Genomic DNA, 13733 nt, shown 5'->3' on the forward strand with positions numbered 1-13733 from the left:
CCGGGCGACTGCATCGAGGCGATCAACGGCGACCCCGTCGCCACCTGGACCGACACCAGTCATGCCCTGATCGCCCATGTCGGCTCGTCCCTGGAGTTTCAGGTGGACAGAGCGGGCAGCCCGTCGGTGTTGACCATGAGCCCGGAGGAAGGCGGCCTTGAAGGGCTGCAGTCGCTGGGGCTGCTGCCCCGCCAGGAAGCCATAGTTGGTGCTCTTGCTCCGGGGATGCCGGCCCAGGCGGCCGGGATGGAGGTCGGGGATCGAATTGTCTCCATTGCCGATTCGCCGGTGGCGTCATGGTACGATCTCAAGCGCATCATCCAGTTGGGCGGAGGCGACTCCCAGTCCTTCGTTCTGGAACGTAACGGCCAGCCCCTGACCCTGTCGATCATGCCGATCAAGGATGATGCCAACAGCACCGATTACCTGGTCGGCATCGCCCCGCAACAGGAGAGCGTCTTTCGGCGTTTCGGCCCGCTGGAGGCGGTCAAGGCCGGCGCGGGACGAACCGTCGAGCTGATCGAGCTGACCCTGGTGTTCATCCAGAAAATGGTATCCGGCCATGTCTCCACCAAGAGCATCGGCGGCCCGATCACCGTGGTGCAGATCGCCGGGCAGGCGGCTCAGACCGATCTGTCCAGTATCCTGACCGTGCTCGCCTTTCTTAGCATCCAGCTTGGCATACTTAACCTGTTGCCGATCCCGATACTTGACGGCGGCCACCTCTTTTTCAACCTGTACGAAATTGTTTTCAGGCGTCCGATGTCCCTGCGTGCGCGTGAAATCGCCCAGCAGATCGGCTTGCTGCTGCTCATTTCCCTGATGGTTCTGGCATTCTATAATGATATTGTCCGGATTTTCTTCGGGGGACAATGATGAACGAACTGCTCCTTGTGGTTGATACCGCGACGCCGGCCGGAAGCGTGGCCTTGAGCCGCGGGACGACATTGCTTGGCGAAATCGCGCTCAATCTCCGCAAAACCCACACTGACCGCCTGCTGGTCATCGTTCAGCAGCTGTTGCAGGATGCCGGATTGGCCGTTGGACAACTGGACGCTTTCGGCGTGGTGTTGGGACCTGGTTCATTTACCGGCTTGCGGGTCGGTGTGGCCACGGTCAAGGGACTGGCTCTGGCCACCGGCAAACCGGTGGTCGGGGTTTCTTCCCTGGCGACCCTGGCGATGCAGGTCCCCTTTTCCGCGTTCCCCGTATGTGCTCTGCTGGATGCCCGCAAATCCGAAGTCTATGCCGGGCTGTTCGGCTGGAAAGATGACCGACTGGAACCGCTGGGTGAGGAGTCCGTACTCCCTCCGTCCAGGCTGCTCGAATCGCTGGATCTGGACCAGGACCTGGTCTTTGTCGGCGATGGCGCCCTGGCGTATCGTGACCTGATTGTCGAACGGCTGGGGAGCCGGGCTCACTTCGCCCCCTGGCCGCTGCACATGCCGCGCGCATCGAGCGCCGCGGTGCTCGCTCTCGATGGTTTGCGGCGGCAGCAGGCGATTCCCCTGGAAGCTCTCACCCCCGCCTACATCCGTCCTTCCGAGGCCGAGGTCATGTGGGCTTCCCGGCAAGGGTGAAAGGCTGTCCCGGCGCGCTTAGAAGGTTGACAAGCAAAATCCGATTGGTTATTTTAAAATAGTGTTTTTGCTCTTTACTAACCCTTTTTCGGGAGGTGTTCTATGGAAGAACAGGATCTGACGAATCAGCAGCTGGTCCAGCAACTTTTCGATGGAAACCCGCGATTCCGTTTGCTTTATGAAGAGCATCACTTGCTGGAAAAAGAGTTGCAGAAGCTGGACCAGAAGGCGTTTTTAACCCCCGACGAAGAAATCGAAAGAAGAAAGGTGCAGAAACTCAAGCTGGCCGGTAAGGATGAAATGGAGCGTATTATCAGCCAGTTCCGCCAATAATCTTTTTTCAGCATTTTTCACGGAAAAGGGTTTGGGCTTTTGGCCTGAACCCTTTCCTATATCACCGTTAGTTTGCCAAGCCCGAACAAGTCTTTGCCTGGATCATACAGGTGCGGTTGCTGGGAGGGGTTGGCTTTACTATTTACAGACGACAGAACTTAAGCTGGAAGGATCTTTTTGAATCATGACAACGAAGCGCAGTGATGCCATAACCCAGGGCTTTGAACGCACTCCCCACCGGGCTCTTCTGAAAGCGACCGGGGTTCCCGATAAGGAAATGAAAAAACCGTTCATCGGTATCGCGACCTCCTTTACCGACCTGATCCCCGGCCACACCGGGATGCGTGATCTCGAGCGGTTTATCGAAAAGGGCGTGCACACCGGCGGCGGCTACTCCTTCTTTTTCGGTATCCCCGGGGTCTGCGACGGCATCGCCATGGGGCACAAGGGGATGCACTACTCCCTGCCGACCCGGGAACTGATTGCCGACATGGTCGAATCGGTCGCCGAAGCTCATCGCCTCGACGGCCTGGTGCTGCTGACCAATTGCGACAAAATCACCCCGGGGATGCTGATGGCGGCCGCCCGGCTCGATATCCCCTGCATCGTGGTTACCGCCGGGCCGATGATGGCCGGTACCGGACGCCAGGGTCGTCGTTTCTCTTTTGTTACCGACACCTTCGAGGCCATGGCCCAGTACAAGGCCGGGGTGATCGATGAAAAAGAGCTGATGATGTGCGAAGATCACGCCTGTCCGACGGCCGGTTCCTGCCAAGGGCTTTTCACCGCCAACACCATGGCGATTCTTACCGAAACCCTCGGCATGAGCCTGGTCCGCTGCGGCACGGCGCTGGCCGTCTCGTCGCTGAAAAAGCGCATCGCCTTCGCCTCGGGCGAGCGGATCGTCGGCCTGGTGCGGGACAATATCACGCCCCGGCAGATCATGACCAAGGAGGCTTTCGAAAACGCCATCCGCGTCGATCTTGCGCTTGGCGGCTCCAGCAATACCGTGCTGCATCTTCTTTCCATCGCCCGCGAGGCTGGTGTCGACCTGCCGCTGGAAGAATTCGACCGGCTCAGCCGCACCACTCCGCAGTTGGCGTCAATGAATCCCGGCGGCAAGCATTTCATGGAGGATCTCGACGCCGCCGGCGGCGTCCCCGCGGTTCTTTACCAGCTGCGCGACCGGATCAACGATAATCCGACCCTGACCGGGCCGACGGTCAAGCAGATCATCGCCAGCGTGGCCGAGGTCGACGAGGAAGTCGTGCATCCGGTCGGTTCGCCGGTCCGGGCCGAAGGGGGCATCGCTATTCTCTCCGGCAACCTGGCCCCCGATGGCGCCGTGGTCAAGCAGTCCGGCGTTTCCGACAAGATGATGAATTTCGAGGGAACGGCCCGCTGTTTCGAATCGGAAGAAGCGGCCATGGCGGCCCTGATGGGCGGCCAGGTCGTTGCCGGCGACGTGGTGGTGATCCGTTACGAAGGGCCCAAAGGGGGCCCCGGGATGCGGGAAATGCTCGCTCCGACCGCGACCCTGATGGGGCTCGGTCTCGGCGACAGCGTGGCCCTGATCACCGACGGCCGGTTCTCCGGCGGAACCCGCGGCCCCTGTATCGGTCATATCTCGCCCGAAGCGGCCGTAGGCGGCCCGATTGCCCTGGTTGAAGATGGTGATATCATTCTGCTCGACATCCCCAACCGGCGCCTTGAGCTCAAAGTCGCCGAGGATGTTCTTGCCGAGCGCCGCGGCCGCTGGCAGAAGCCGGAGCCGAAAATCAAGACCGGCTGGCTGGCCCGCTATGCCTCGGTGGTAACCTCGGCCAATACCGGCGCCGTCTGCAAGGCGGACTGATTAAATAGTTTCCCGGTGGGGAACCGGGGTTCGTTTCATGGTTGTTCTATATTGGAGGAGATTTTTGTGAAAAAGACTGGTTCTCAGATACTTCTGGAATGCCTGGCCCTCGAAGGGGTGGATACCATCTTCGGTTACCCCGGGGGGACGGTTATCAATATCTATGATGACCTGATGGATTCGCCGATCAACCACATCCTGACCCGGCATGAACAGGCTGCCGTGCATGCCGCCGACGGCTTTGCCCGCGCTACCGGCAAGGTCGGTGTCGCCATCGCCACCAGTGGCCCCGGTGCCACCAACACCATTACCGGCATCGCCACGGCCTACATGGATTCGATTCCCATGGTGATTGTCACCGGACAGGTGCCGACGCCGCTGATCGGCAACGATGCCTTTCAGGAAGCCGACGTGGTCGGCATAACCCGGCCGATCACCAAGCACAATTACCTGGTCAAGGACGTCAAGGATCTCGCCCGCATCATCAAGCAGGCCTTCTATATCGCCCGCACCGGGCGCCCCGGGCCGGTGCTGGTCGACCTGCCCAAGGACGTGCAGATGGCCACGACCGAGTTCTCCTATCCCGAAACCGTCGAGCTGCGCGGATACAAGCCGACCTACAGCGGAAATCCCCGGCAGATCGACAAAGCCGCCAAGATGATTCTGGCGGCCCGCAAGCCGGTCCTTTACGTCGGCGGCGGGGTGGTTCTGTCCAATTCGTCGGACGAGCTCAAGCAGTTTGCCGAATTGGTTCAGGCCCCGGTGACCACCACCCTGATGGCGATGTCCTCCTTTCCCAAGAAGCACCCGCTGTCGCTGGGCATGCTCGGGATGCACGGCACCTATTACGCCAACATGGCGGTCACCAATTCGGACCTGCTGATTGCCGTGGGGGCCCGCTTCGATGACCGGGTGACCGGCAAGATCGCCACCTTTGCGCCCCATGCCAAGATCATCCATATCGACATCGACCCGACCTCGATCAAGAAGAACGTCCGGGTCGATCTGCCGATCGTCGGCGACTTGAAAGACGTGCTGCAGAATCTGGTCAAATCACTTGGCGAGCGTAAGGAGGATGTCTCGGCTCTGGTCGATGAAACTGCCGGTTGGCGGCAAGAAATCGACGGCTGGAAAGCGCAGCACCCGATGAGCTACACGGCGTCGAAGACCGTCATCAAGCCCCAGTACGTCATCGAGAAGCTGCGGGAACTGACCAACGACGACGCCATCGTCACCACCGAGGTCGGCCAGCACCAGATGTGGACGGCCCAGTTCTTCGACTTCACCCAGCCGCGCACCTTCCTGTCCTCAGGTGGGCTGGGGACCATGGGTTATGGTCTGCCTGCCGCTCTCGGCGCCCAAGCTGCCTTTCCTGAACGCCAGGTCATCGACGTCTCCGGGGACGGTTCCTTCCAGATGAACTCCCAGGAGCTGGCGACCCTGGTGCAGTACCGTCTGCCGGTAAAGATCGCCATCCTCAACAATAACTTTCTCGGCATGGTGCGGCAGTGGCAGCAGCTCTTCTTCCACAAGCGCTACAGCCAGACCTGCATGGAGCTCCCCATCGACTTCGTCAAGCTGGCCGAGGCCTATGGCGCCACCGGCCTGCGGGCGAGCACCCCTGACGAGGTCGAGGATGTCATCCGCAAGGCCCTCGAGACGCCCGGACCGGTAATCATGGAGTTCAAGGTGGCCCGGGAAGAGAATGTCATGCCGATGGTTCCGGCCGGGGCCGGTCTCAATGAAATGGTGCTGGCTTCCTGAAAAGCCTCCCTGAAAGAATAATCTTTAGGAGAAGTTCCTGATATGAAACATACGATTTCCGTACTTGTCGAAAATGAATTCGGGGTGCTCAGCCGGGTAATTGGACTTTTCTCCGGGCGGGGCTTTAATATCGAGAGCCTTTCGGTCGCGCCGACCCTGGACGAATCGATTTCAAGGATGACCATCGTGACCACCGGCGACGACCAGATTCTTGAGCAGATCACCAAACAGCTCAACAAGCTGATCGATACCATCAAGATCATCGATTTTACCGGCCAGGATTTTGTCGAGCGGGAGATGTGCATGATCAAGGTGAATGCCGAAGAAGGCACCCGTGCCGAAGTGCTGCGCATCGTCGATATCTTTCGCGGCAAGATTGTCGATATCACGCCGCGTTCCTACACCATCGAGGTTACCGGGGCGCCGGCCAAGGTCGATGCCATCGTCGAACTGCTGCGGCCGATGGGCATCAAGGAACTGGTTCGCTCAGGTCCGGTGGTTCTCGGACGGGGCGCAAAAGGCTGGAAGGGCGCCTGACCAGGCGCCTTGACACAAGAAGTGATACCATGGAGGGCGGGTTGTGCCGAGGGAAAGATATTGGCATGATCCGCCCGCCATGCTATAAGAAATGCTCTTTTCGGGGCGTTGTCAGCAACGCCGGTCAATAAAATTCTCGATGAATCCTTCGTTGCCGTGAACGCTGCGGTGCCCGGTTTTATCGACCAACTGTGAGATTCCTGAATGCAAAATAGAAATCAGCCGGTGGCCGTCGAAGGTTATCCCTTTATTGCCCTCTTCGCCTTTATCACCCTGGTCCTTGCCCTGCTCGGCTTGAAGTGCCTGACGGTCATCCTGCTGCTCCTGACGCTGTTCACGGTCTATTTTTTCCGCAACCCCGAACGGGTTACGCCGGCAGACGCCGATGCGGTGATCGCCCCGGCCGACGGCAAGGTTATTTTCGTGGGCAAGGTGGCTGAAGAGCGCTATTTCAAGGGCGAGACCACCAAGGTCAGCATCTTCATGTCGGTGTTCAATGTTCATGTCAACCGGGCCCCCTTCAGCGGCAAGGTGGTGGACATGTTTTACCACAAGGGGCAGTTTGTCAACGCGGCCCTCGACAAGGCCAGCCTGAAGAACGAGCAGGCCGGAATTCTGCTGGAAACCGAGCGCGGCAAGCGCCTGCTGTTCGTTCAGATCGCCGGGTTGATCGCTCGTCGCATCGTCACCTATCCGGTTGTTGGCGACCTGTTGAAAAAAGGGGAGCGTTACGGCCTGATCCGGTTCGGTTCGCGGGTGGACATCTATTTTCCCGCTGAGTCCGAAATCCTGGTCCAGCTCGGAGATCGCACCGTTGCCGGTGAAACCATCCTGGGCTATCTGCGTTGAGTGATGGACGGCCAGGGGGCGCTTCCTGATTCCGCACCATCAAAAGGGGTATGATGCTGTCGAAAAAAGGCCTCGGTCGCTGGTTTTGAACAAATCCGGCTTGACAGCGGGTCGGTAACTCTGTTTTATTGATAGCTAGTTGTGCATCAAAGACGTTGAAGAGGAGTAGTAGGCGGTTATATTCCGTTCCAGAGAGCCGGCGGTCGCTGCAAGCCGGTACGGAATCCTGCTGAACTCGCCTCGGAGTCGCATCGGTGAAGCTGCTGGACGCAATGGCAGTTAGCCCGTGCCGTGAGCCTGCGTAAAGGGACGATAAAGGTCTGCCGAAGCTACGGCGAAGGCGGACGAATCAGGGTGGTACCGCGAAGCTTAGGCTCTCGCCCCTGTACGGGGCGGGAGCTTTATTGTTTTGAAAGGAGGTGGTCACGTGGAATCCGACCTTGGGGAGCTAGCACCTGCCGGTCTGGCAGGTATACTGACGGATGCAGCGATTCTTGACACGGGCCGCCTGTCTATTGGTCTGTAACGGGCGGGGAACTTATCTGGAGGAAATCATGAGCAAAACCAGGAATATCAAGATTTTTGACACGACTTTGCGCGACGGTGAGCAGTCTCCCGGAGCCAGCATGAACATCGACGAGAAGCTGCGCATTGCCCATCTGCTCGAAAAACTCAATGTCGATGTCATAGAGGCGGGCTTCCCGATCGCTTCGGATGGGGACTTCGAGGCGGTCAAGCGGGTGGCCCAGGCCATCAAGGGACCGCAGATCGCCGGTCTCAGCCGGGCCAACAACATGGATATCGACCGGGCCTGGGAAGCGCTCAAATACGCCGGCGAGCGCGGGCGCATTCATACCTTTATCGCCACCAGCGATATCCATATGAAGTACAAGCTGAAAATGAGCGAAGCGCAGGTTATCGAAACCGCGGTCAAGGCGGTCAAGCGCGCTGCCGGTTACACCCCCAACGTAGAATTTTCGGCAGAGGACGCCGTGCGTACCCGGCTGCCGTTTCTGGCCCAGGTCGTTGAAGCGGTCATTGCCGCCGGCGCCAAAACCGTGAATATCCCGGACACCGTCGGCTACACCATTCCGTCGGAATACTTCAATATCATCAAGTATTTGAAAGATAATGTGCCGAATATCGACCAGGCCATCCTGTCGGTGCATTGCCACAATGACCTGGGGCTGGCGGTGGCCAACTCCCTGGCGGCTATCCAGGCCGGCGCCGAGCAGGTCGAATGCACCATCAACGGCATCGGCGAGCGGGCCGGCAACTGTTCCCTCGAAGAGGTCGTCATGGCGCTGCGGACCCGGCAGGACATCATGCCCTTCACCAACAACGTGGTCACCGAGCATATCTACGCCGCCAGCAAGCTGTTGTCGACCATTACCGGCATCGTCGTGCAGCCCAACAAGGCGATTGTCGGGGCCAACGCTTTCGCGCACGAGGCCGGCATTCACCAGCACGGCGTGCTGATGGAAAAGACGACCTACGAAATCATGACCCCCGAATCGATCGGCCTCAACCAGAACAAGCTGGTGCTGGGCAAGCATTCGGGCCGTCACGCTTTCATCAAGCGGTTGGAAGAGCTCGGCTACGACCTGGGCAAAGAGGATATCGAAAAGGCTTTCGTTCGCTTCAAGTCCCTGGCCGATCAGAAGAAAGAGATTTACGACGAAGACCTCGACGCCATCGTTGCCGATGAGATCATCCGCATCCCCGAAGTCTACAAGCTGCTGCAGATGAATGTATCGTCCGGCTCCTTTGCCGCACCGACCGCCACCGTCGAGCTCGAGGTCGACGGCAAGGTGAAGAAGACCGCCCAGATGGGCGACGGCCCGGTCGACGCCACCTTCAAGGCGATCAAGAAACTGACCGGCAGCCAGGCCCGGTTGCTGCATTTCTCGGTCGGCGCCATTACCGGCGGCACCGACGCCCAGGGCGAATGCACGGTACGGCTTGAGAGCGATGGTCGTGAAGTGCTCGGCCAGGGCGCCCATCCCGATATCATCGTGGCCAGCGCCAAGGCCTACATCAACGCCCTCAACAAGATCGCCACGGCGCCCAGGCGCAACGACATCCACCTCTGACAACCGGCGAAATCATGATTTCAGGCGGGACGGCGACAGCCGTCCCGCTTGGCTTGTCAGCCTGACGATGACGTCAAGCTTGCCTGACGAGTCGCCTTGGGATAGAATCGCCGGGCTGTAACATCGAAGAGAACGACAAGGAGAGAGTATGGGAAAGACCATTGCCGAAAAAATATTCGCCGCGCACCTGCGTGACGAGCCGTTTCCAGGGACCAAGGTGCTCGACCTCGACCGGGTGCTCTGTCATGAAATCACCACTCCCGTGGCCATTGCCGACCTCGAGGCGAGGGGCAAGGACCGGGTCTTCGACAACACCAAAATCAAGGCGGTCGTCGATCACGTCACCCCGTCGAAAGACAGCAAGACCGCCCTGCAGGCGAAAATGCTGCGTGACTGGGCCCGCCGCCACCAGATCAAGGATTTCTTCGACGTTGGGCACAATGGCGTCTGCCACGCGATTTTCCCCGAGAAGGGCTATATCCGCCCCGGCTATACGGTGATCATGGGCGACAGCCACACCTGCACCCACGGCGCCTTCGGTGCGTTCGCCGCCGGCGTCGGCACCACCGACCTCGAAGTCGGTATCCTCAAGGGGGTCTGCGCCTTTCGCGAGCCGGCCACCATTCGCGTCAACCTGACCGGCACGCTGCCGAAAGGGGTTTACGCCAAGGACGTCATCCTCTTCGTGATCGGCCAGATCGGGGTCAACGGGGCGACCGACCGGGTTCTCGAATTTCGTGGCCCGATCATCGACCAGATGAGCATGGAAGCCCGCATGACCCTGTGCAACATGGCGATCGAAGCCGGCGGCACCTGCGGCGTCTGCATGCCCGACATGGTCACCGTTGACTACCTCTGGCCCTTCATCAAGGATGAATTCGAAAGCCGCGAAGCGGCCCTGGCCGAATACAGCAAATGGGTTTCCGACGACGACGCCAGTTACGCCAAGGTGCTCGACTACGATGTTTCCAAGCTTGAGCCCCAGGTCACCTACGGCTATAAGCCCGATTGCGTCAAGCCGGTGGCCGAGATGGCCGGAACCCCGGTGGATCAGATCTACATCGGCACCTGCACCAACGGTCGCATCGAAGACCTGCGCCAGGCGGCTGAAGTGCTCAAAGGAAGGAAGGTCGCCGAGACGGTGCGCGGCATCGTTTCGCCGGCGACGCCGAAGATCTTCAGCGACGCCCTGGCCGAGGGAATTATCCAGATCTTCATGGATGCCGGTTTCTGCGTGACCAACCCGACCTGCGGCGCCTGCCTGGGGATGAGCAACGGTGTTTTGGCCGAAGGGGAAGCCTGCGCCTCGACCAGCAACCGCAATTTCAATGGACGCATGGGCAAGGGCGGGATGGTTCACCTGATGAGCCCGACCACCGCCGCGGCGACCGCCATCACCGGCGTCATCACCGACGCCCGTACCCTGTAACGGATCACGCAGGAGAGATACGACATGACGAATAAAATTTTCGGCGGCCCGGCCATCTTTCTCGACCGGTCCGACATCAATACCGACGAAATCATCCCGGCCAAGTACCTGACCGAGGTGACCAAGGAAGCCCTCAAGCCCTTCATGCTTGAGGATCTCAAGCTGGAAAACTTCGATCCCAGGGGCGACAAGATGAAAAACGCCCGGGTGGTGGTCAGCCGTGAAAACTTCGGCTGCGGTTCATCCCGCGAGCACGCGCCCTGGGTCTTCGAAGTTAACGGCGTGCATACCATCATCGCTCAGAGCTATGCCCGGATTTTCCGGCAGAACACCTTCAACGGCGGCATGCTCGCCATCGAACTGCCCAAGGACGATCTCGACCGCCTGTTCGCCCTGGACAAGGCGGGGAGCGTCAGCATTAGCGTCGACCTTGACGCCCAGAAGGTCATCGCCGTTTCCGCCGGCAAGACCGAGACCTTCAGTTTCGACATCAGCCCCTTTGACAAGGCGCTGGTGCAGGCCGGCGGCTGGGTTGAATTCGCCGACGCCCGCTACTGATCAATAGCCATAATTAAACGCAAAGAGGCCGGACAAGTTGTCCGGCCTCTTTGCGTTTGCGGTCTTTTTAACTCAATCCCGGTAGCGCCTGGTCAGGTCGCCGTAGGCGTCGATCCGGCGGTCGCGCAGATAGGGCCAGATGCGGCGGACGTCTTCGCTGCGCTTTCGGTCGATGCCGACAACCAGCACCTGCTCGTCCTCGTTGCCGGCCGCGGCGATCAGTTCCCCCTGGCAGCCGGCGACGAAGCTGTTGCCCCAGAACCGGGCGCCGGCCGTCTGCCCGGAGGGGTCGGTCTCGAAGCCGACCCGGTTGACGCTGATGACCGGGATGCCGTTGGCCACCGCATGGCTGCGCTGGATCGTAATCCAGGCCTCGCGCTGGCGGGTCTGCTCGTCGGTGCTGTCGTTGGGGTCGTAGCCGATGGCGGTAGGGTAGATCAGCATCTCGGCGCCGGCCATGGCCATCAGCCGGGCCGCTTCCGGGTACCACTGGTCCCAGCAGACCAGGACGCCGAGGCGGCCGACCGAGGTGTCGATGGGGGTGAAGCCGAGATCGCCGGGGGTGAAATAGAATTTTTCATAATAGCCGGGATCGTCGGGGATGTGCATTTTGCGGTATTTGCCGGCGATGTGGCCGTCCGTCTCCAGCACCACCGCGGTGTTGTGGTAGAGTCCGGGCGCCCGCTTCTCGAACAGCGAGGTGACGATGACGATGCCGAGTTCTTTGGCCAGGGCGCCGAAGGTCTCGGTCGCCGGGCCGGGAATCGGTTCCGCCAGGTCGAAACAGCCGGTGTTCTCGGTCTGGCAGAAATAGAGCCCGCAGTGCAGCTCCTGCAGCACCACCAGGCCGGCTCCCCGGGCTGCCGCTTCACGGATGCCGCGGATGCTTTTGGCGATGTTCTCTTCGCGATTGTCGCTGCAGCCTTGCTGCACCAATCCGACGTTCAACAGCTTCATGCCAGTACTCCTTTGGGAATCTGCATGGTCACGCAGTGCAGCGAACCGTGCTGCAGGATCAGCGGCAGGCAGTCGATGCCGATGATCCTGCGCTGGGGAAAGGCCTGGGCGATCACCTCGAGGGCCGCGGCGTCCTGCTCGTCCTGGTAGGTCGGCACCAGCACCGCCCCGTTGATGACGAGAAAGTTGGCGTAAGTGGCCGGCAGGCGCTGGCCGTCCTCGTCGAAACAGGCTTTGGGCCAGGGCAGGGGGAGCAGCCGGTAGGGGCGTCCGTCAATGGTGCGAAAGTTCTTCAACTCCGCCTCCATGTCCGCCAGGACGATGAAATGCTCGTCCTGCGGATCATCGCAGCGGACGTAGGCGATGGTGTCGTTCGGGCACAGCCGGGCCAGGGTGTCGATGTGCGAGTCGGTATCGTCGCCGGCCAGGTAGCCGTTTTCCAGCCACAACCACCGGGTCGAGCCGAACAGGCCGCCGAGGGCCGCTTCAAGCTCTTCACGCCCCAGGTGCGGGTTGCGGTTGCCGTCGAGCAGGCACTCGCTGGTGGTGAGCAGGGTTCCCGCGCCGTCGCTTTCGATGCTGCCGCCTTCCAGGATCAGGCCGGGGATGCGCACCTCGTGGCGGCCGAACAGACCGCCGCGAGCCAGGTTGCCGGTAATGCGGTTGTCGAAGTTGGCGGCGAATTTCAGGCCCCAGCCGTTGAAGCCGAAGTCGAGCAGCACCGGACGGCCTTCTTCGAGCACCGTGATCGGACCGAAGTCCCGCGCCCAGGTGTCGTTGGTCGGCATCTGCAGCAGGCTCACCTGGTGCATGTCCACTTCACCATTTTCCAGCAACTCTTTGATCGTTGCGATCTCCGGGGCGACGATCAGCACCCTTTCGAACCGGCAGATCTGTTTGGCGATGGCGACGAAAACCGGTTCGACGGCGGCCAGGTCGTCGCACCAGTCACTGTCAGCGTGCGGCCAGGCCAGCAGCACGCCATCCTGTTCTTCCCACTCGGCGGGCAAACGTACGTTCATTCTCTTATCCTGCAGGTAATAGGTCCGGATGCGCTGGGCATCCTAGCCCATCTTCAGTTCGTTGTAAACAGGCTTGCCCGGCAGGTCGATCCGCAGGCGGTGGTCGATATAGGCGTACAGGCTCCAGGCCAGAATGATCCCGGTCAAGGTGAGGATGGTCAGGCGCAGGGGGCGCGACAGCTGATGCGGCCGCACGTTGGCGCGCCAGGGAAATTCACCGCCGTGCCGCAGGCGCATCTCGCAGGCGGTGATCAGGATAGTCAGCCAGGCCGCTGCCAGGGCATAGCCGCCGAGAACGTCGCTGAACCAGTGTACGCCGAGGTACAGGCGGCTGAAGCCGATCAGCAGGGCCAGGGCGCTGCCGGAAAGAACCAGGTAAAAACGGCTCTGCAGGTTGCCCAGGGTGTTCAGCAGCATGTAGACCAGCAGGCCGTAGAAGACCAGGCCGACGAAGGCGTGGGCGCTGGGAAAGCTGTGAATCGCGGTTGCCAGGTTGGGGAAATACGATTCGGGACGGGCCCGCTCGAACAGCAGTTTGAGCAGAAAGACCAGCAGTTCACCCGCCGCGGTGCCGCCGACCAGGATGACGGCGGAAAAATAGCGGTTCTGCAGCAACAGCCAGAGGCAGGCCCAGAGCCCGATCAGCACGATCACCGTGGCGTTGCCGAAGTAGGTGATGATCAATACGATGACGTTGCTGACCGGATGGTGCATCCGGGCCAGTTCCTGGTAGATCTGCTGGTCGAGGCGGGTCAG

Annotated in this window: 13 protein-coding genes and 1 other annotated feature; of the genes, 10 read left to right on the forward strand and 3 right to left on the reverse strand. The window is 60.4% G+C overall.

The window, feature by feature from the left end; all coding sequences use genetic code 11:
* The 10 genes from rseP to leuD all read left to right on the forward strand — a co-directional run.
* Positions 1-876, forward strand: an 876-nt coding sequence (rseP, locus tag ABYV89_RS08020) for an RIP metalloprotease RseP (RefSeq protein WP_432822428.1), incomplete at its 5' end; no start/stop codon positions are given.
* Entirely contained in the window at positions 876-1580 is a 705-nt protein-coding gene (gene tsaB / locus ABYV89_RS08025; RefSeq protein ID WP_432822429.1) for a tRNA (adenosine(37)-N6)-threonylcarbamoyltransferase complex dimerization subunit type 1 TsaB, read from the forward strand. The genes rseP and tsaB, both read left to right, overlap by 1 nt.
* A gap of 102 nt (positions 1581-1682) precedes the next feature.
* On the forward strand, positions 1683-1913 hold the full coding sequence (locus ABYV89_RS08030; RefSeq protein WP_432822430.1) for a YdcH family protein: 231 nt from the start codon (positions 1683-1685) through the stop codon (positions 1911-1913).
* A gap of 184 nt (positions 1914-2097) precedes the next feature.
* On the forward strand, positions 2098-3768 hold the full coding sequence (gene ilvD / locus ABYV89_RS08035; RefSeq protein ID WP_432822431.1) for a dihydroxy-acid dehydratase: 1671 nt from the start codon (positions 2098-2100) through the stop codon (positions 3766-3768).
* Positions 3769-3834: 66 nt separating this feature from the next.
* The gene (gene ilvB, locus ABYV89_RS08040) at positions 3835-5532 is read left to right on the forward strand and encodes a biosynthetic-type acetolactate synthase large subunit (protein WP_432822432.1); all 1698 of its coding nucleotides are present in this window, start codon (positions 3835-3837) and stop codon (positions 5530-5532) included.
* Between the two features lie 42 nt (positions 5533-5574).
* Positions 5575-6069: an acetolactate synthase small subunit gene (ilvN, locus tag ABYV89_RS08045; protein ID WP_432822433.1), complete on the forward strand. Its 495-nt coding sequence runs from the start codon at positions 5575-5577 to the stop codon at positions 6067-6069.
* A gap of 204 nt (positions 6070-6273) precedes the next feature.
* Positions 6274-6918 carry a phosphatidylserine decarboxylase family protein gene (locus tag ABYV89_RS08050; RefSeq protein ID WP_432822434.1) on the forward strand — a complete coding sequence of 215 codons (645 nt, stop codon included), beginning with the start codon at positions 6274-6276 and terminating at the stop codon, positions 6916-6918.
* 146 nt (positions 6919-7064) lie between these two features.
* Positions 7065-7306: a binding site (T-box leader), on the forward strand.
* 166 nt (positions 7307-7472) lie between these two features.
* Positions 7473-9011 carry a 2-isopropylmalate synthase gene (locus tag ABYV89_RS08055; protein WP_432822435.1) on the forward strand — a complete coding sequence of 513 codons (1539 nt, stop codon included), beginning with the start codon at positions 7473-7475 and terminating at the stop codon, positions 9009-9011.
* 148 nt (positions 9012-9159) lie between these two features.
* On the forward strand, positions 9160-10440 hold the full coding sequence (locus ABYV89_RS08060) for a 3-isopropylmalate dehydratase large subunit (protein ID WP_432822436.1): 1281 nt from the start codon (positions 9160-9162) through the stop codon (positions 10438-10440).
* Between the two features lie 24 nt (positions 10441-10464).
* Entirely contained in the window at positions 10465-10998 is a 534-nt protein-coding gene (leuD, locus tag ABYV89_RS08065) for a 3-isopropylmalate dehydratase small subunit (protein WP_432822437.1), read from the forward strand.
* A gap of 72 nt (positions 10999-11070) precedes the next feature.
* Here leuD and ABYV89_RS08070 read toward each other — a convergent pair whose 3' ends face one another.
* The 3 genes from ABYV89_RS08070 to ABYV89_RS08080 all read right to left on the reverse strand — a co-directional run.
* A complete protein-coding gene (locus tag ABYV89_RS08070; RefSeq protein WP_432822438.1) occupies positions 11071-11955 on the reverse strand; it encodes a carbon-nitrogen hydrolase in 885 nt (294 codons plus the stop codon).
* Positions 11952-12977 (reverse strand): agmatine deiminase family protein, encoded by a 1026-nt coding sequence (locus tag ABYV89_RS08075; protein ID WP_432822439.1) that lies wholly within the window; start codon positions 12975-12977, stop codon positions 11952-11954. The genes ABYV89_RS08070 and ABYV89_RS08075 overlap by 4 nt, the downstream gene beginning before the upstream one ends.
* A gap of 42 nt (positions 12978-13019) precedes the next feature.
* Positions 13020-13733 (reverse strand): phosphatase PAP2 family protein (locus tag ABYV89_RS08080; RefSeq protein ID WP_432822440.1); only part of this gene is annotated, 714 nt, incomplete at its 5' end.

The organism is Trichloromonas sp. (assembly GCF_041583255.1).
GTDB lineage: Bacteria > Desulfobacterota > Desulfuromonadia > Desulfuromonadales > Trichloromonadaceae > Trichloromonas.